This is a genomic window from Arthrobacter woluwensis, assembly GCF_030816155.1.
GTDB classification, from domain to species: domain Bacteria; phylum Actinomycetota; class Actinomycetes; order Actinomycetales; family Micrococcaceae; genus Arthrobacter_E; species Arthrobacter_E woluwensis_A.
Window position 1 is genome coordinate 2,064,572 of the sequence record NZ_JAUSXR010000001.1, and the last position, 18,708, is coordinate 2,083,279.

Annotated in this window: 14 protein-coding genes; 5 read left to right on the top strand and 9 right to left on the bottom strand. The window is 69.0% G+C overall.

From position 1 onward, the window contains the following. Window positions 1–24: 24 nt before the first annotated feature. Window positions 25–801, bottom strand: a complete 777-nt coding sequence (locus tag QFZ52_RS09420) for a fumarylacetoacetate hydrolase family protein (RefSeq protein WP_307497352.1) — start codon at window positions 799–801, stop codon at window positions 25–27. Between the two features lie 51 nt (window positions 802–852). Then, complete coding sequence (locus QFZ52_RS09425) at window positions 853–1,476, bottom strand: TetR/AcrR family transcriptional regulator C-terminal domain-containing protein (RefSeq protein ID WP_307497354.1); 624 nt, start codon at window positions 1,474–1,476, stop codon at window positions 853–855. Between the two features lie 63 nt (window positions 1,477–1,539). Between QFZ52_RS09425 and QFZ52_RS09430 the strand changes: the two genes are divergently transcribed. After that, window positions 1,540–2,766 (top strand): beta-ketoacyl-[acyl-carrier-protein] synthase family protein, encoded by a 1,227-nt coding sequence (locus tag QFZ52_RS09430; RefSeq protein ID WP_307497355.1) that lies wholly within the window; start codon window positions 1,540–1,542, stop codon window positions 2,764–2,766. On the opposite strand, the gene QFZ52_RS09435 is transcribed toward QFZ52_RS09430, so the two are convergent. The 3 genes from QFZ52_RS09435 to QFZ52_RS09445 all read right to left on the bottom strand — a co-directional run bounded on the left by QFZ52_RS09435 (window position 2,763) and on the right by QFZ52_RS09445 (window position 5,991). Further along, complete coding sequence (locus QFZ52_RS09435; protein ID WP_307497356.1) at window positions 2,763–3,641, bottom strand: MBL fold metallo-hydrolase; 879 nt, start codon at window positions 3,639–3,641, stop codon at window positions 2,763–2,765. The genes QFZ52_RS09430 and QFZ52_RS09435 overlap by 4 nt on opposite strands. Before the next feature lie 89 nt (window positions 3,642–3,730). Beyond that, window positions 3,731–4,843 carry a branched-chain amino acid aminotransferase gene (locus QFZ52_RS09440; protein ID WP_066210804.1) on the bottom strand — a complete coding sequence of 371 codons (1,113 nt, stop codon included), beginning with the start codon at window positions 4,841–4,843 and terminating at the stop codon, window positions 3,731–3,733. A gap of 86 nt (window positions 4,844–4,929) precedes the next feature. After that, the gene (locus QFZ52_RS09445; protein ID WP_307497357.1) at window positions 4,930–5,991 is read right to left on the bottom strand and encodes a 3-isopropylmalate dehydrogenase; all 1,062 of its coding nucleotides are present in this window, start codon (window positions 5,989–5,991) and stop codon (window positions 4,930–4,932) included. Window positions 5,992–6,130: 139 nt separating this feature from the next. Between QFZ52_RS09445 and QFZ52_RS09450 the strand changes: the two genes are divergently transcribed. The 4 genes from QFZ52_RS09450 (at window position 6,131) to QFZ52_RS09465 (ending at window position 11,497) form a co-directional block, all read left to right on the top strand. After that, complete coding sequence (locus QFZ52_RS09450; protein WP_307497358.1) at window positions 6,131–7,357, top strand: sensor histidine kinase; 1,227 nt, start codon at window positions 6,131–6,133, stop codon at window positions 7,355–7,357. A gap of 2 nt (window positions 7,358–7,359) precedes the next feature. Next, complete coding sequence (locus QFZ52_RS09455; RefSeq protein ID WP_307497359.1) at window positions 7,360–8,073, top strand: response regulator; 714 nt, start codon at window positions 7,360–7,362, stop codon at window positions 8,071–8,073. 113 nt (window positions 8,074–8,186) lie between these two features. Then, window positions 8,187–8,963 carry an ABC transporter ATP-binding protein gene (locus QFZ52_RS09460; protein WP_307497360.1) on the top strand — a complete coding sequence of 259 codons (777 nt, stop codon included), beginning with the start codon at window positions 8,187–8,189 and terminating at the stop codon, window positions 8,961–8,963. Then, window positions 8,963–11,497 carry an ABC transporter permease gene (locus tag QFZ52_RS09465; protein ID WP_307497361.1) on the top strand — a complete coding sequence of 845 codons (2,535 nt, stop codon included), beginning with the start codon at window positions 8,963–8,965 and terminating at the stop codon, window positions 11,495–11,497. Before QFZ52_RS09460 ends, QFZ52_RS09465 begins: the two co-directional genes overlap by 1 nt. 105 nt (window positions 11,498–11,602) lie before the next feature. On the opposite strand, the gene metG is transcribed toward QFZ52_RS09465, so the two are convergent. The 4 genes from metG to serA form a co-directional block, all read right to left on the bottom strand. Beyond that, a complete protein-coding gene (gene metG, locus QFZ52_RS09470; protein WP_307497362.1) occupies window positions 11,603–13,159 on the bottom strand; it encodes a methionine--tRNA ligase in 1,557 nt (518 codons plus the stop codon). A 43-nt stretch (window positions 13,160–13,202) separates the two neighbouring features. Then, complete coding sequence (locus QFZ52_RS09475; RefSeq protein ID WP_307497363.1) at window positions 13,203–14,015, bottom strand: ABC transporter ATP-binding protein; 813 nt, start codon at window positions 14,013–14,015, stop codon at window positions 13,203–13,205. Next, complete coding sequence (locus QFZ52_RS09480) at window positions 14,012–16,807, bottom strand: FtsX-like permease family protein (protein ID WP_307497364.1); 2,796 nt, start codon at window positions 16,805–16,807, stop codon at window positions 14,012–14,014. The genes QFZ52_RS09475 and QFZ52_RS09480 overlap by 4 nt, the downstream gene beginning before the upstream one ends. A 181-nt stretch (window positions 16,808–16,988) precedes the next feature. Beyond that, window positions 16,989–18,584 (bottom strand): phosphoglycerate dehydrogenase, encoded by a 1,596-nt coding sequence (gene serA / locus QFZ52_RS09485; protein ID WP_307497365.1) that lies wholly within the window; start codon window positions 18,582–18,584, stop codon window positions 16,989–16,991. Between the last annotated feature and the right edge of the window lie 124 nt (window positions 18,585–18,708).

Consider the following 18,708-nt stretch of genomic DNA (forward strand, 5'->3'; position numbering starts at 1 on the left):
GTCCGAGAGGCCCGGGTGGGACGCTTAGCGCCGCACCACCGGGTTGGTCAGCGTCCCGATGCCCTCGATCTCCACGGAGACCCGGTCCCCCTCGTTCAGCAGCCCGACGCCGGCCGGGGTGCCCGTGAGGATGACATCGCCGGGCAGAAGGGTGAACGCGCGGGACACCTCGGCGACGAGCTCCTTGACGCCCCAGACCATGTCCGCGGTGCTGCCGTCCTGCTTGACCTCGCCGTTGACCAGGGTGCGCAGGCCGAGCGACTCGGTGTCCAGCTCGGTCTCGATCCACGGGCCCAGAGGCGCGGAACCGTCGAATCCCTTGGCACGGGCCCACTGCTTCTCGCGGCGCTGCACGTCGCGGGCGGTGAGGTCGTTGGCGCAGGTGTACCCGAAGATGACCTCGTCGGCACGCTCCACCGGCACGTCTTTGCAGATGCGGCCGATCACGACGGCGAGCTCGCCTTCGAAGGAGATCTCATCGCTGAATTCAGGCAGGAAGACGGGCTCACCGGGGCCGATCACGGAGGTGTTGGGCTTGAAGAAGAGCAGCGGCTCCTCGGGAACCTCGTTGCCCAGCTCGGCGGCGTGTTCGGCGTAGTTGCGGCCGACGCCCACCACCTTGCTGCGCGGGATGATCGGGGCCACGAGGCGGACGTCGACGAGCGGGTGGGTGGTTCCGGTCCGCTCGACACCGTTGAAGAACGGGTCGCCGTGGATGACGGTCACGGTCTCGGACCCGGCGGGGCCGTCGACGATGCCGTACTGGGGTTCGGAGTCAAGGACGAAACGGGCGATACGCATGGTGCTAAGTCTAGGGGGCGCGGAAACCGATTCCGGGCGCAGAACACGGTCTCAGTCCAGCGGCTCAGACCCGTCCCGGACGCTGAGCACTCCGGCCAGGTCCAGGTCATCGGCCGTGCCGTCGGCGCCGGCCCGGGCGAGGAGCGCCGCCCCCAGCGCCGTGCTCCAGAAGGTGCGGGCCTCGGCTTCAAGAGGCCGCGCCGTCACCCACCCCCGGCCGTCGATCTGCTGCCGCAGGAACCGCTCCGACTGGCGGAACAGCAGGTGCAGGTGGTGATCGACCACGGGAGCGAGTTCAGGCTTGGCGACCCCGGTCGCGAGGGCCTTCGCCACGAGAGGAAGCGCGGGAAGGGCCAGCACGGCCCGGGATATGTTCCGCCGGAACGCCCCGGCGTCGGGGGCCTGCCGCCCGATCCGCTCAACCCTCCGCGTCTCCTGCAGCAGTACCAGGAAGGCGGCCTGCAGGAGCAGGGAGTCCTTGGACCCGAAGTGATACGTGACCTGGTTGGGGAAGACGCCGGCCTCCCGGGCGATCTCCGCCACGCTCACGTCGAGACTCCGCCGTTCGGAGCAGAGCCGTGCGGCGGTGGCCATCAGCCGGTTCCGGGTGGCGCGGCCCCGCTCCCCTCCCGAGGAGAGGGCTGCGGCGGACGCCGAGTGTCGTTCCACGATCATCCTCAAATTGTATGTGATACAACTTTAAGCATTGTTGTATCGCATACAAGAAAGGCGATCCCCTTGGAATCCTCCGATGTGGTCATCACCGGCCTCGGCGCCATCACTCCCCTGGGCCAGGACGTCCCCTCGACCTGGGCCGCGTTGCTCGCAGGCGACTCCGGGCTGGGCATCGTCACCCTGCCCGGCACCGGGGTCGCGGAACTCGCCCCACAGGTCGCGGGCCGGATGGCGGCGGATCCGGCCACCCTGCTGGATCCCGTCCAGGCCAAGCGTCTCGACCGCTCCCAGCAGGCGGCCCTGGTGGCGACGGCGGAGGCATGGGCGGACGCGGGGACACCCGACGTCGACCCGGACCGTTTCGCCGTCGCCATCGGCACGGGCATCGGCGGGGTGACCACGCTGCTCGAGCAGGACGACGTGCTGGAAACGTCGGGGCAGCGCCGCGTCTCCCCGCGGACGATCCCCATGCTCATGCCCAATGCCGCCGCCGCGACCGCCAGCATCCAGTACGGCGCCCGCGGCGGGGCATACACCCCGGTGTCGGCCTGCTCGTCAGGCGCCGAGGCCATCGCGCTCGGGGCCCGGCTCATCAGGTCCGGAGAGGCGGACGTGGTCATCGCGGGAGGAACCGAGGCCGCCATCGCGCCGATCACCGTGGCCGGATTCGCCCAGACCCGCGCCCTCGCTCAGCCCGGCGAGGACCCCGCCTCCGCCTCGCGGCCCTTCGCCGCCGACCGGCGGGGCTTCGTGCTCTCCGAAGGCGCCGCCGTCGTCGTCCTGGAGAGCGCTGAGCATGCGCGACGCCGCGGGGCTGCGGTTCACGCGGTCTTGGCCGGGGCGGGCATCACCTCCGACGCACACCACATCACAGCCCCGGCTCCCGACGGCTCGGGGCAGACCGCCGCCATGTGCAAGGCCCTCGCCCAGGCCGGGCTGCGCCCGGAGGACATCTCGCACGTCAACGCTCACGCGACCGGGACGCCGGTGGGCGATTCCGGCGAGGCCCGCGCGATCCGCGAAGTCTTCGGACGGGCCACCGTCACCGCGCCGAAAGCCGCCCTGGGCCACCTGTTCGGCGCCGCGGGCGCAATCGAGGCGCTCCTGGCGGTCCTGAGCGTGGAACACGGGGTCGTCCCGCCCACCCGGAACCTCTCTCCGGGCACGGTGGACCCGGACATCGATCTGGATCTCGTGGTCGAGCGCCGGGAGGCTCCTCAGGACGCGGTGCTGAGCAATTCCTTCGGCTTCGGCGGGCAGAACGTGTCCCTCGTGGTCACCCGCGCCTAGGCGTCGCGAGACTCCCGCAAGTACCGCAGTTGCGCTTCGATGCTCAGGCGCGCGGCGCGGCGCACGCCGTCCGACACGTCGGGGTAGACGGCGGCGGTGACCGCGTCGACGTCGTCGCCCACGGCGGTGACGGCGCGGCGCACCTCGGCGAGCCGGGCCAGGCGGTGCTCCCGGTACTCCCGCACGACGACGCCGAGGTCCCCGCCCAGCCCGCCGTGGGCCGGGAGCAGGGTCACCGGAGCCCCGGCGTCCTCCGCGAGGGCGGCCAGCTTCCCGAGGCTGGCGAGGTAGTCGGCGACCGTGCCGTCCGGGTGGTCCAGCATCGTGGTGCCGGTGCCGAGGATCGTGTCACCGCTCAGGAGGCTTCCGCCGTCCGGTCCCCCACCCACACAGGACGCCTGCTTGCCCAGCACGTGGAAGCAGAGCGAGTCGGAGGTGTGGCCCGGCGTCGCGAGAACCCGGATCTCCAGATCGCCCACCGCCAGGATCTCGCCGTCCGCCAGCGGTTCGGCGTCGCGGCAGAAGGCCGAGGACGCGGCCCGCACCGGCGCACCCGTCAGGGTCCGGAGCCGGTCGATCCCCGCGGTGTGGTCGGCGTGGCGATGCGTGACCAGGATCAGCACCGGACGGAGGGCCGCCAGAGCCGCCAGATGACCCTCGTCCTCGGGTCCGGGATCCACGATCACACAGGAACCGTCCGGCCCGATCACGTAGCTATGCGTGCCGCGCAGGCTCATGGGCCCGGGGTTCGGGGCGAGCAGCACCCGGAGGCCGGAGCCGGCGTCGCTCAGGACACCCGGAAGCAGCTCGGCGGCAGAATCCCCCGCCCGCGGCTCAGACACGGGAGGGACGGCGTCAGGTGTGGTGTCCGGCATGAGGACAGCTTGCCAGATGCGGCCGTGGCCGCCCAGCGACGCGATGCGTCGCCGGGCGGCCACCAGATGCAGGACCGGGAGGAACGGACTCAGGCCAGGCGGGTCAGCCAGCCGTGAGTGTCCTCGACCTTGCCGGTCTGGATGCCGAGCAGGCGTTCGCGGATGGCCATGGTGACCTCGCCGGCCTTGGCATCCTCGCTGCCGATGCTCTCGGTCTCATCCTTGAGCAGGCCGATCGGGGTGATGACCGCTGCGGTGCCACAGGCGAACACCTCGGCGATCTCGCCGGAGGCCACGCCGTCGCGCCACTCATCCAGGGTGATCTTCCGCTCGACCACTTCGCGGCCCATTTCGCGGGCCACGGTGATGATGGAGGACCGGGTCACGCCTTCGAGGATCGTGCCGCTGAGGGCCGGAGTCACCAGGGAGCCGTCCTTGAGGACGAAGAAGACGTTCATGCCGCCGAGCTCTTCGACCGCGTTGTCATTGAACGGGTCCAGGAAGAGGACCTGCTTGCAGCCGTGCGACTCGGCTTCCATCTGTGCGATCAGTGATGCGGCGTAGTTGCCGCCGCACTTGGCCGCACCGGTGCCGCCGCGGCCCGCACGGGCGTATTGACGGGAGATCCAGATGGAGACGGGCTTCAGCTCGCCGCCGAAGTAGTTGCCGGCCGGGGACGCGATGACACGGAAGGAGACCTCGCGTGCCGGGCGGACACCCAGGAAGGCCTCCGTGGCGATCATGAACGGGCGGAGGTAGAGGGCCTCGCCGTCTCCGGACGGGACCCAGTCCTGGTCCTCGGCCACGAGCCGCTTGATCGCTTCGACGAAGACCTCTTCGGGAAGCTGCGGCAGCGCGAGACGCTCGGCGGACTTGTTCAGACGGCGGGCGTTGGCGTCGGGACGGAAGGTCCAGATGGAACCGTCGGCGTGACGGTACGCCTTGAGGCCTTCGAAGATCTCCTGGCCGTAGTGCAGCACGCCGGCCGCGGGGTCCAGGCTGATCGGGCCGTAGGGCTCGACGCGGGCGTCATGCCAGGAACCGTTGCCGTCCGCGTCGACGGTGTAGTCGACGACGGCGGTGTGGTCGGTGAAGTGGTTGCCGAATCCCGGGTTCGCCAGGATCTCGGCGCGTTCCTCAGCGGACTTCGGGGTCTCCGAGCGCTGGATGGTGAAGGTGACGTCTTGAGCCGTCGCAGTCATGATTCCTCCAAAAAGTGCCGCTGAAGCGGCGCCTGCTCATCGCTGAGGGGACGCCGCCTGCGGCTGGTGAGTTGTCCTTGCCAAGCTTACGCTTTGCGGACGGCTTCGGTGATGGCTGCGCCGATCTCGCTCGTGGTGCGCGGGGCACCCGTGCGGGACTCGACGTCGGCCGCCGCGGCCGTCTCAATGCGCCGGGCCGCCTCGTGGTGGCCCAGATGATCGAGCAGGAGCGCGGCGGAGAGGATGGCCGCCGTGGGGTCCGCCTTCTGCTGGCCGGCGATGTCGGGCGCCGAGCCGTGCACGGGTTCGAACATGGACGGTGCGGTGCGGTCCATGTTGATGTTCCCGGACGCCGCCAGGCCGATGCCACCCGTGACGGCAGCGGCGAGGTCGGTGAGGATGTCACCGAAGAGGTTGTCCGTGACGATCACATCGAAGCGGCTGGGATCGGTCACCAGGAAGATGGTGGCCGCGTCGATGTGCAGGTAATCATGGCTGACCTCAGGGAACTCCTGAGCGACAGCCTCCACGGTGCGCTTCCACAGATGTCCGGCGAAGACCAGGACATTGTGCTTGTGCACCAGGGTGACCTTCTTGCGAGGGCGCTGGCTGGCACGCCGGAAGGCGTCCCGGACCACGCGCTCGACGCCGTAGGCCGTGTTGAGCGAGACCTCGGTGGCCACCTCCTGCGGGGTCCCCGTGCGGAGGGAGCCGCCGTTGCCCACATACGGGCCTTCGGTTCCTTCGCGGACCACGACGAAGTCGATCTCCCCCGGGTTCGCCAAGGGGCTGCCCACCGTGCCGTACAGGCGGGAGGGGCGCAGATTCACGTAATGGTCCAGGGAGAAGCGCAGCTTGAGGAGCAGTTCGCGCTCGATCAGGCCGGACGGGATGCGGGTGTCGCCCGGCGCGGCGCCAATGGCTCCGAACAGGATCGCGTCCCGGGTCTTCAGGTCCTCCAGCACGGATTCCGGTAGGGTCTCGCCGGTCTCGAGCCAGTGCTGGGCGCCCAGTGCGTAGTGCGTGGGCGAGACCTGAACGCCGTCACGTTCGACGGCGGCGGTGAGCACGGCGAGCGCCTCAGCGGTGACTTCGGGTCCGATGCCGTCGCCGGGGATGACTGCCAGATCAATGGTGCTCGTGCTCATGTTTCCACAGTGCCAGAGCATCCAGAATATGGTCAACGCGTCTCACATTGTGAAACGGACCTCTCCTGGGGCGGGTGCGCGCCGATTTCCGACCCAGGGTTGAGGACCCTGCCGGGGTGGTGGCATAAGGTCGGGAACGATGGAATTCTGGCAGCGCATCACCCATTGGACCCACCGGCACCACTTCATCGTGGACGTGATCGTGGCGGTCCTCGTCATCCTCGGCGTGGAGTCCATCTACCTGCTGTCGACGGTCACCTCACCGGACCCGGGCGATCCGATGTACACGAGCAGGATCTGGGGCGCCATCCTGAGCCTCCCCATGCTCGCGACCCTCGCCTGGCGCCGGACCCGGCCGCGGATCGCGATGTGGACCCTCGCGGTGCTCTGTCTCGCGAGCCTGGGGATCGAGTACGACCTGGCGGGCGGCATCCTCGCCGTCCCCTTCATCATCTACGCCGCGGCGGCGTACGGCCGACGCTGGGACGGCCGCTTCGCCCTGATCCTCGGCCTGCTCGGCGGTGTCCTGCTCCCCGCCAAGATCCTCGCGCAGAATGTGAACGACTTCTCCCGGGGCGAGATCTTCGGCGTCGCGATGGCCGCCGTCACCCTGTGGCTCGTGGTCCTCTTCTGCTGGACGCTCGGCGCCCTCACCCGGGCACGCCGCATCAGGATCCAGGCCCTGGAGGACCGAGCCCGGCGGCTGGAGATCGAGAACCAGCAGGAACGCGCCCTGGCCGCCGCGGACGAGCGGGCGCACATCGCTCGGGAGATGCACGACATCGTGGCCCACTCCCTCTCGGTCATCATCACCCAGGCCGACGGCGGCCGGTACGCCGCGGTTGCCGATCCGGAGATGGGGCGCAAGGTGCTGGAGACGATCGCTCAGACCGGCCGCTCCTCACTCGCCGAGATGCGCAGGCTCCTCGGAGTACTGCGGCAGGAAGAGGACACGGAGTACCGTCCCCAGCCCGGGCTCGAGGACATCCCGCATCTGGTGACGGACATGCGGGCCAGCGGGCTCGTCGTCGCGCTCCAGGAGGAAGGCGCACCGCGCTCGGCACTGCCCGCCGGCGCGGGGCTGACCGCCTATCGGCTGGTCCAGGAGGCGCTCACCAACTGCCTCAAGCACGCCGGTCCCGCTGCCTCAGTCGACACCACGCTGCGCTGGAGCGGCAAGGGCCTGCACCTCACGGTCAAGGACGACGGCCGCGGAGCTGCCGCCGATCCGCCGTCGGCCGGCGGCGGGAACGGACTGCGCGGGATGGCCGAGCGCGTGGCGCTCTACGATGGAAAGGTCACGGCAGGCCCCGCTCCCGGCGGAGGATTCACCGTGGAAGCACTGATCCCCTACTCGGAGGCCTGACCATGCAGGAACCCACCCCCATCCGCGTCGCACTGGTTGATGACCAGCAGCTGGTCCGTTCGGGCTTCAGCATGCTCATCAACTCCCAGCCGGATCTGAGTGTGGTGGCCGAGGCGTCCAACGGTCTCGAAGCGCTCCAGAATCTCGCGGCCACCACGGCCGACGTGGTCCTCATGGACGTGCGCATGCCGGGGATGGACGGGATCGAAGCCACCCGCCGGCTGCTGGAGGACTCGTCCCGTCAGAACCCCGGTTCGCAGCGTGCCGGCCTCAAAGTCGTGGTCCTGACCACCTTCGACCTGGACGAGTACGCACTCGAGGCCATCCAGGCCGGCGCCAGCGGATTCCTCCTGAAGGACGCGCCCCCGGAGGAGCTCCTGGAAGCCATCCGGACCGTGCACCGCGGCGACGCCGTGATCGCCCCCTCCACCACCCGCAGGCTGCTGGACCACGTGGCGCCCATGCTCCGCAACAGCCCCCAGGCCCGAGGCAACCACCAGGAGGAGCTCGACTCCCTCACGCCCCGCGAACGCGAGGTGTTCGAGATGATCGCAGCCGGCGATTCCAACCCGGAGATCGCCGCCCGCCTGTTCGTCTCCGAGGCCACCGTCAAGACCCATGTGGGCCACGTCCTGGCCAAGATGCAAGCCCGGGACCGCGTCCAGCTGGTCGTCATGGCGTACGAGGCCGGAGTGGTCACCCCGGGCGTCGGCTGACCCTGGTCGGAGGCGCGCCCTCCGAGGCTCATCCCGCGGTATGAGCCCGCCAGTCCCGAAAGGCAGACCCTGGCCCGATCCGCCGGAGTGGCGCCGCGCCATAGCGTGGAATCATGACCACCACAACGCACCAAGTCCCTTCCCCAGGTTCACCTTCCGGGGCTACGAACCTGGCCGTCAGCGCCCGCAATCTCGTGAAGAACTACGGCAAGGGCGAAACCGCCGTGGCCGCCCTGAGGGACGTCAGCATCGACTTCGCCAAGGGCCGCTTCACGGCCATCATGGGCCCCTCCGGCTCCGGCAAGTCGACCCTCATGCACCTTCTCGCGGGCCTGGACACCGCGGATTCCGGGCAGATCCACCTCGGCGACACCGAGATCACCGGCCTGAACGACACCCAGCTCACGACCCTCCGGCGCGAGAACGTCGGATTCGTGTTCCAGGCCTTCAACCTGGTCCCCACCCTCACCGCGGAGCAGAACATCCTGCTCCCCATCGAACTCGCCGGCGGGAAGCCCGATCTCGAGTGGTTCGACTTCATCGTGGACGTCCTCGGTCTCAAGGACCGCCTGAAGCACCGCCCGCACGAGCTCAGCGGTGGCCAGCAGCAGCGCGTCGCCGTGGCACGCGCCCTCCTGACCCGCCCCCACGTGCTGTTCGGTGACGAGCCCACTGGAAACCTGGATTCCCGCTCCGGCGCCGAGGTCCTCTCGCTCCTGCGCCGCAGCAGCAAGGAACTGGGCCAGACCATCATCATGGTCACCCACGACCCGGTGGCCGCGAGCTACGCGGACCGCGTCATCCTGATGAGCGACGGCCAGGTGGTGGGACAGATCGAGGAGCCCACCGCGGAATCCGTCCTGGCCGCCATGAGCGAGCTGGGGGCCTGATGCTGCGCGTCGCACTCTCCCAATTGCGCACCCACGGGCGGCGCTTCATCGCCGTGGGCCTGGCCATCATGCTCGCGGTGGCCTTCCTGGTCAGCACCCTGCTGGTGTCCTCCAGCACCAAAGCGTCCCTGGCCGCCAGCCTCGGTGAGAGCTATCACCGCGCCGGCCTCGTGGCGGCCCCGGTCAAGGGCACCGAGAACTTCACCGCTCAGGACGTCAAGACCCTGGCCAAAGTGCCCGGCGTCGAATCCGTGTACGGCCAGTCCAATGCCATGACCCTCGTGGACGGCCGCAATGCCTCCTTCCTCGGCATGGTCCAGAACTCCGCCCCCGCCGAACTGGAATCCGCGCGGACCCGCTCGGGCCATCTCCCCGGCGGCACCGGCGAAGTGGCCATCGACGCGAGCACGGCCGGGCAGTTCCGGCTCAGCGTCGGGTCCGTGCTGAAACTTCAGCCGGCCGGAGCTGCGGACGAAGGCGCGGGAGCGAGCAAGCCCGAGCCGATCACCCTGAAGGTCTCCGGCATCCTGGAACCGAGCTCGGATCCACTGCGCGGGAGCTTCGCTCAGCTCCTCGCGCCCGCCTCCGTGGTCTCGCAGCTCTCGGGTGGCGAGGACCGGGTGTCCATGATCCAGCTCAAGCTCGCCTCCGGCGCGGATCTCGGTCAGGTGAAGCAGGAGGTCTCGAAGGCCCTCGCCGCCGGCCCCGTCGCCGCAGCCGTCCGCACGCCGGAGGAGGCCGCCGTCGCGCAGGTCCAGCAGTTCACGGACGGTCAGGATCAGCTGACCGTCGTGCTGCTCGCCTTCGCGGTGATCGCCTTGTTCGTCTCCGCCCTGGTGGTGTCCAACACCTTCTCCGTGATCATCGCCCAGCGCACCCGCGAACTCGCTCTGCTCCGCTGCATCGGCGCGACACGGTCCCAGATCCGTTCGTCCGTGCTCGTGGAGGCCGCGATCGTGGGCCTCGTCTCCTCGGTGGTCGGCGCCCTGGCGGGTGTCGGCGTCATGGCCGGGCTGATCGCTCTGGCCAAGACCGATCCCACCCGTTCCTTCGCCACCCTCGCCGTCGATCCACTCGCCCTCGTGGCGGGCGTGCTCATCGGCGTGATCATGACCTTCATCGCGGCGCTGGTGCCCGCCCGGGCCGCGACGCGTGTCGCCCCGCTGGCGGCCCTCCGTCCCCTCGACGACGCCTCGCTGAGCAACCGCCGCGGCCGGGTCCGTCTGGTGATCGGCTTCATCCTGCTGGTCATCGGTCTGCCGATGCTGCTGGGCGGAGCCTGGATGAACAGCCTCCTCGTGGCTCTTCCCGGCGGTCTCCTGACCTTCCTGGGCGTCCTGTTCTGCGCCGGGCTCTTCATCCCCGGCGCCGTGCGCGCCGTGGGCCGGCTGGCCCAGCCGAGCGGAGTCCCCGGCCGGCTGGCCGCCCTCAACGCGGTCCGCAACCCCGCCCGCACCTCCGCGACGGCGTCGGCACTGCTCATCGGCGTGACGCTCGTGACCATGATGATGGTGGGGGCGGGCTCCGCCAAGGCGGCCCTGGGACAGGGTCTTGCCGAACGGTACCCCGTGGACATCAGTGTCAGTTCACCCGCCGGTCCGGCTGTAGGTCAGCAGGGTTCCTCCGCCAAGGGGTTCACCCCGGCCTCGGCCCAGAGCGTCGCCGGTCTGAAGGGTGTCGCGGCGACCGCGATGCTGGTCACCGCGGGCAACGTCGTCGACACTTCCGAAGGCGCCAACGGGTCTCAGATGACCGTCTACGCGGTGGATCCGAGTGCAGCCCGCACAGTGCTCAACGACCAGAACCGGCAGCCTCAGAACGGGACACTCCTGGTGTCGCGCACCGGGCCCAAGGGCCCAGTGACCGTGAACGGCCCGCGCGGCAAGATCGTGCTCGAGGCCATCCGCACCAGGACCGATGAGATGGTCCCGGTCATGACGCTCGACGACGCCCGCGCCATCAACAACGCCCTCCCCGCCAGCGGGGAACGGCTCTGGGTGAAGCTCAACGCCGACGTGCAGGCCAGCGACATCCGCGGCGTGGTCAACACGATCGCCACAACCCTGGACGTCCCGGCCGCCTACGTGAGCGGGGCCGTCATGGAACGGGCCGCGTTCGAGGAGGTCATCAACGTCATGCTCCTGGTGGTCACCGCCCTGCTGGCGGTGGCGGTCTTCATCGCCCTGATCGGTGTGGCCAACACCCTGAGTCTCTCGGTGCTGGAACGCACCCGGGAGAACTCGCTCCTCCGGGCACTCGGTCTGACACGGCGCCAGCTCCGGCTCATGCTGGCCCTGGAAGCGGTCCTGATCGCGGGCGTCTCGGCACTCCTCGGTGTGCTGCTGGGCGGAGCGTTCGGCTGGCTCGGAGCGAAGTCCGCCCTCGGCGTGATGGGTCCCGTCCCGTTCGACGCCCCGTGGCTGGGTGTCGCCGGGGTGCTGCTGGTGGCGATCGTGGCGGCGCTGCTCGCCTCCATCGTCCCGGCACGGCGTGCGGCACGACTCTCCCCCGTGGAAGGTCTGGCCGTGAGCTGACCCGCTCCGTGAGTCGGGGTTCCCCCTGACGCGAGAGAACAGCTGAGGCCCGGAAAACATGGTTTTCCGGGCCTCAGCTGTTCCTTCGCGGAAGACGACGGAGGGTCAGGCCTCCTCGGGCTCCTCGTACTTGGGGAAGACGGGAGCCGGGGCGGGCAGTGCCGTGCCGGCCACCAGGCGCGTCGGAAGCGCCGCGAACAGGCGGCTCTCCTCGGTGTCCTGGCCGAGCAGGTCGAGCACCTTGCCTGCGGAGGCGGGCATGACGGGCTGGCTCAGGATGGCCACCTGGCGCAGCACTTCCAGGGTCACGTAGAGCACCGTGTTCATGCGGGCGGGGTCGGTCTTGCGCAGGACCCACGGCTGCTGCTCGGCGAAGTACGCGTTGCACTCCCCCAGCACGTGCCACATGGCCTCCAGGGCCCGTGAGAACTGCTGCTCCTCGAACTCCGCGCGCACGGTCCCGAGCAGCGCGTCCGCCTGTGCCAGCATGGCCTCGTCCGCGGCGGTGAAGTCACCGGGGACCGGCACGGCGCCGTCGCAGTTCTTCGCCACCATGGACAGCGACCGCTGCGCCAGGTTGCCGAAGTTGTTGGCCAGATCGGCGTTCATGCGGCCCACGATCGCGTCATGGCTGTAACTGCCGTCCGCGCCGAAAGGCACCTCCCGCAGGAAGAAGTAGCGCACCTGGTCCAGGCCGTACTGCGCCACGAAGTCAGCTGGCGCCACCACATTGCCCAGCGACTTGGACATCTTCACGCCGTTGTTGTGCAGGAAGCCGTGGATCATCACGCGCTTCGGCAGCGGCAGCCCGGCGCTCATGAGGAACGCCGGCCAGAAGATGGCGTGGAACCGGGAGATGTCCTTGCCGATCACGTGGACATCGGCGGGCCAGAACCGCTGGAACTTCTCGCTGGACTCGTCCGGGAACCCGACGCCGGTCAGGTAGTTGGTCAGCGCATCCACCCAGACGTACATGACGTGCTTGTCATCGCCCGGGACGGGAACGCCCCAGTCGAAGGTGGTGCGGCTGATGGAAAGGTCCTCCAGACCGCCCTTGACGAAGCTGATGACCTCGTTGAAGCGGCCGCGCGGGTAGCCGAATTCCGGCTGCTCCTCATAGAGGGCCAGGAGCTTCTCCTGGTACTGGGAGAGCCGGAAGAAGTAGCTCTCCTCCTCGGTCCAGGTCAGCTCGGTGTCCGTGGCCTTGGAGTAGCGCTTGCCGTCCTCGCGGAGCTCGGTCTCGTCCTCGCCGTAGAACGCCTCGTCACGCACCGAGTACCAGCCCTCGTACTTGCCGAGGTAGATGTCGCCGTTGGCCTCCATGCGGCGCCAGATCTCCTGGCTGGCCGCGTAGTGGTCCTCATCCGTGGTCCGGATGAAGCGGTCGTAGCTGATGCCCAGCTCCGCGTGCGTGGCCTTGTAGATCTCCGCGTTGCGGTCCACGAGCTCCTGGGGCGTGATGCCCTCCTTCTCGGCGGCCTGCGCGATCTTCATGCCGTGCTCGTCCGTGCCGGTGAGGAACATGACGTCGAAGCCGTCCAGCCGCTTGAAGCGGGCCATCGCGTCCGTGGCGATGTACTCGTAGGCGTGCCCGATGTGCGGGACGCCATTCGGGTACGTGATGGCCGTGGTCAGGTAGTAGGACGGCTTCTGCTGCGTCACGGTGTGTTCTCTCCTGCTGTGCGTGCGGTGCGCTGGGCGGTGATCAGTTGAGTTCGGTCATCGTGTCGGACACGCGGATGAGCTCGTGGTCGTGCGAGGCGACCAGGACCGAGATGCCGTCCTTGGTGGTGTCCTTGAGGATGCCGATGATCTTGTTGGCCGCGGCGCGGTCCAGGCTGGCGGTGGGTTCGTCGACCACCAGCACGCGGGTGCCGAGGATCAGTGCGCGGGCGATCGCCACGCGCTGACGCTCACCGCCGGACAGCTGGGCCGGACGGTGCTTGATGCGCTTGCCGAGACCGACCAGCTCGAGCAGGTCCTTCGCGGCTTCGGTGCGCTGTTCCACCTCGCCGTCCGGGACGGCGGGCAGCAGCACGTTCTCCAGGGCGCTCATGCCCTCGATCAGGGCGCCGCCCTGGTCCACATAGCCGATGAGCGCGCGACGGCGGTCGGCCACCTCGTCGTCGTTCATCGCGTCGAGCGGGGCGTCCTCCCAGAACACGCGGCCACTCGTGGGCAGCGTCAGGCCCGCGCTCACGGTCAGGATGGACGTCTTGCCGGAACCGGAGCGGCCCGCGACGCAATGCATCTCACCGGCGTCGAGGTTCATGGTGAAATTCTCGACCACGGTGACGCGCTCGGCGCCATTGCGCTCCCCGCCGTAGCGGATGGTGACGTCCTCCAGGCGCAGCGGGGTCTCGTGGTCGGCCACCTTGATGATGGTGTTCGCACGGGTCTGGAGTTCGGTGCCGTCCACGGCGGACTGCTCCACGCTCACGGTGTTCTCCTGGTCCTGGGTCGGGGCGGGGCGCTCTTCGGCGCGGCGGTTCTTCCGGGATTCCGGTTCAATGGTCATCGAATGATCCTTGTCGCTACGGGAACCCACACCACGACGGCGAGCAGACCGGCCAGGCCTGCCCAGACAGCCGCGTAGGGGGCGAGGAAAATACCCAGGAGCGCGGCACCCAGCACGCCGATGGGGAGGGCGTACAGGCCCACGAGGGCGTGTTCGAAGAAACGGACCTGACGGAGCATGTCAGGGTTCCAGCCCATCGCGTTGAGCACGCCGATCTGTTCGCGCTTGGCGCCCAGTTCGAAGCGGCCCGTCACGATGGTCAGGAACAGCCCCACCACGGCGCCGGCCACGGCCAGGATGATGGCCGGGAGCACGATGCTCCCCGCCGCCAGACCGCCCAGGGCGGAAGCGCCGGCTGCTCGCGGGATGTCCACGAGGACCGAGACGAGCGCGCCGACCGCGGCACCGAAGACGCCGACCGCGACGGCCAGGGACAGGGTGTTGAAGCGGTGGGTCTTCAGCTGACGGTTCGCGAAGGTCAGCGGCGAATCGATCGTGATGAGGCTCGAGTCGTCCACGACTTCCTGATCGACCACGTGATGGTGGCGCAGCTGGCGCACGGCCAGCCAGGCCGCGACCGCGTAGATGACGAGGACGAGCAGCGAGACGATCGCGGTGGCGAGGTTCCAGCTCAGGAGGCTGAGGATCAGACCTGCGGCGGCCAGCGCCGCGGCGCCCACGCCGAACTCCTGAAGGACCCACTTCCTGATCTGCTTCTGGTTCCAGCCCATGGCCCGCAGGATGCCGGCGTCGCTCCGGCGCTTGCGCACATAGCTGACGGTGGAGGCCGCGGTCAGCAGGGTGGCGCCCAGCAGGGCGAGGAAGAGGAGCATGATGTTGGTCCCGGAGAGCGAGCTGCTCACCGCGGCCGCGGCGTCCTGACGGACCCACGACTGCTGGACGGTGCCGAGGGCCTGCTCGGCGCCGGAGGCGTCCTTGCTGTAGCCGGGCACGAAGATGTTCGCGTCCTCACGGGCGGAACCGGAGACGATCGTGGCCTTCAGGCCCAGGGCACGGATCTGGTCGGCGAGCTTGGCGATGTCGCCGCCGGCCTGACGCCAGCCGCCCTCCGCCTTGGCACGCACGCGGATGGCATCCACGACGTCGGCGTCCTTGGTATAGCCGCGGGCGGCGGCCAGGCCGTAGTAGTCCGTGATCGCGCCGGCGGACTGGCTGACCAGACCCGTGGCGCTCAGGCTCGGCTTGAGGGCCTTCGAGCCGGCGTCGCCGCCCGAAGCGTCCTTCGCGAGGCTGAACGGCACAGGGTCGTAGCCACCGAGCGGCAGACGGTTGATGTCACCCGCGGCCTTCTGGACCGCGGAGGGGTCGAAGGTGCCGTAGACGATGGGCAGCGGGGTCGCCTTGGCGTCGCCACGGGCGACGTCCTTGCGGTAGGAGCGGTCCTGGACCGGCTTGCGCTGGCCCTGATCCACGGCCGTGCCGTCGAGGGCGCGCTCCGGGAGGCTGTTGACCGTGACCCAGTCACCGGGGACGGCCTGCTTCTCCTCGGAGCCGTTGGCTTCGGTGCTCTTGGCGGAGTAGTCCGGCGCGGCCGCGAACTGGGTGCTCCAGGTGGCGGGGTCGTACAGACCGGACGCGAAGCTGGAGGTGGAGCCCAGAAGGTCGGAGTGATCCGTGCCGCCGGGCCACTGCAGGACGAACGGGGACTTGGAGACGAACGGGAGGTAGCCGTCACCGAGGTTCTTGGAGACGGTGCCGACCTCCTTGGTGACGTTGCCGGCGTCGTCGAGCTCTTCGATCTTGACGTTGTACTTGACGTCCAGGTTGGTGCCCTGGCGCACCACCAGCGGGATGGCCTGGGAGTCGTCGGTGATCTGCTTGCTGCGCACGCTCGCCTCATACTGCATGAGCGTGGGGGCCCAGTACTTCAGGCGGACGCCCAGGAAGTCCGGGCCGTCCTGGATGTCCTGCTGGGACATGCCGGAGGAGAGCTTCTCCTGGAAGAAGCGACCGATGGCGCCGGCGTTGCGGCCGTCCGCGGGCGGAGCCTTCTCGAGGGGTGCGAGGAACGCGCCGGCCTCACCGAGCAGAGCACGCTCGGCGGTCGGGTCCACGGCCACCACGGACTCACTGATCTCCGGGGCGAGCGGCAGCGCGATGTTGGCGTTGAAGAGGGTGTGGGTGGAGGTGCCGGCGGGGGCGGGGAACTTGATACCCGTCTCGCCTTCCGGAGCCTGGATCTGCACGGACTTGCCGCCGGCGACCGTGGTCTGGACGACCTTGGCCTTGCCGAGCGTCCCCTCGCCCACGGTGCTGAACAGCTGCCGCTCGGTCACCCCGTCCGAGCTCGTGGCGCTGGCCGTGATCCGGTACTTCGTCGCCTTGTCCGGAAGCACGGACTCGGCCTGCGGCCACTTCGAGCCGTCGGTGGAGCCGGGGGTGCTGGTCTGCTGCAGCCCCACCAGGCCCGAGTTGTATCCGAGGTAGTCCATCGCCCGCAGCTGCGGGGCTTCGAGGTTCTGCGTCACGCGGGACACCAACGAGATGGGCGCGGCCACCGCGGTGCCGTCCATCTGGCGGATCTTGTCCAGCTGATCGAAGCTGATCCCGCCCTGGCCGGTCACGATGTCCGGCTGCATGAGCTTGCCCTCGCCCTGTCCCGGCGCCTGCACCAGGATGTCGTAGAGGCCGCGGGAGTTCTGGTCCACGGTCTTCACCAGAGCCGCCTGTGAGCTGCTCTGGACCAGGACGGACAGCGCCATGGTCGCGATCAGGATGGTCGCGGTCAGCAGCAGCACGCGGCTCCTGATGAACCGTTCAACGGCGTTCATTGCACTCCTGGGGTGAGGGAACGGGAGAGGGCTGCACTGCAGACATGGCTTCGCCCACGCTCCGACGGGGTGGTTCAAGACTTCGGGCCGGCCTGCCGACCGCTGTGACGCTCAAAGCGCCATAGCTATTGTAGGCAGACCGGCCCAGGTTCCCGGGACCTTCGGTCCCGTCAGTGTGGCCCTACGACTCGAGGTCGACCTCACGCACGGCGTTGGCGCCCACGCCCGCCTTGATGGCGTCGAGGACCTGCTGCGGGACGGAGGAATCGACCGTCAGCAGTGCCAGGACGTCGCCGCCTTCAGCGCTGCGCGCCACCTGCATGCCGCCGATGTTGATGTTGTTCATGCCCAGGATGTGGCCGATGGTGCCGACGACGCCGGGACGGTCCTGGTAGCTGACCACGATCAGGTGATCGGTGATGGGGATCTCGATGTCGAAACCGTTGACGCCCACGAGCTTCTCGACCTGCTTCGGACCGGTCAGGGTGCCGGACACCGTGATCTGCGACCCGTCGCTCAGCGCGCCGCGGAGGGTCAGCACATTGCGGTAGTCCTCGGCGTTCTCGGTAGTGATCAGGCGGACGTTGATGCCGCGCTGCTCGGCGATCACCGGGGCGTTGACGTAGGAGACCTGCTCGGAGACGACATCGGCGAACACACCCTTCAGGGCGGACAGCTCGAGGACCTTGACGTCCAGGGCTGCGATCTCACCGGCCACCTCGACGTCGATCTGGGTCACCGAGTCGTGCGTGAGCGCGGTGAAGATCCGGCCCAGCTTCTCGATCAGCGGGATGCCGGGGCGGACGTCGGAGTGGATGACGCCGCCGGCCACGTTGACCGCATCGGGGACGAGCTCGCCGGCCAGGGCCAGACGGACCGACTTCGCCACGGAGATGCCGGCCTTCTCCTGAGCCTCCGCGGTGGACGCGCCGAGGTGCGGGGTGACGACCACGTTGTCCAGGCCGAAGAACGGCAGGTCCGTGGAGGGCTCCTTGGAGAACACGTCGATGCCGGCGCCGGCGATCTTGCCGGCCACGAGCGACTCGTGCAGGGCGGTCTCATCGACCAGGCCACCACGGGCGACGTTGACCACGTACGCGGTCTCCTTCATCTTCTCGAAGGCGTCCGCGCCGAGCATGCCCACGGTCTCGGGGGTCTTCGGCATGTGGATGGTGATGAAGTCGGACTGCGCCAGGAGCTCATCCAGGGTCACGAGCTTCACGCCGAGCTGTGCGGCGCGGGCCGAGGTGACGTAGGGGTCGTAGGCGAGGATCTCGGTGCCGAAAGCCTGGAGACGAGCGGCGACGAGGGCGCCGATGCGGCCGAAGCCGATGATGCCGATCTTCTTCTCGAACAGCTCGGTGCCCGAGTACTTGGAGCGCTTCCACTCCCCCGCCTTGAGGGCGCCGCAGGCCTGCGGGATGTGGCGGGCCAGGCTGAGGATGTGGCCGACCGTGAGTTCGGCGGCGGAGATGATGTTCGAGGTGGGCGCGTTGACCACCATGACACCGGCCTGGGTGGCGGCCTTGATGTCGACGTTGTCGAGGCCGACGCCGGCGCGGGCGATCACCTTGAGGTTCGGCGCGGCGGCGATGGCTTCGGCGTCCACCTGAGTGGCGGAGCGAACCAGGATGGCGTGGGCGTCGGCCAGGGCCGGCAGGAGCTGGGAACGGTCGGCGCCGTCGGTCTGCCGGATGTCGAAATCCGGTCCCAGTGCCGCCACGGTGGCAGGCGATAGTTCTTCGGCAATGAGTACTACGGGCTTGGTGTCTGTCACCGGTGACCTCTTTGTGGCGATCGATACTGCAGTGGCTTGTCTCAGGTGTCCTGAGCGTGGAATCGCCGGACCCGCACAGCGTGCGGGCCCGGCGTCCTTGCTTCACACGCCTGCCACCGAGATT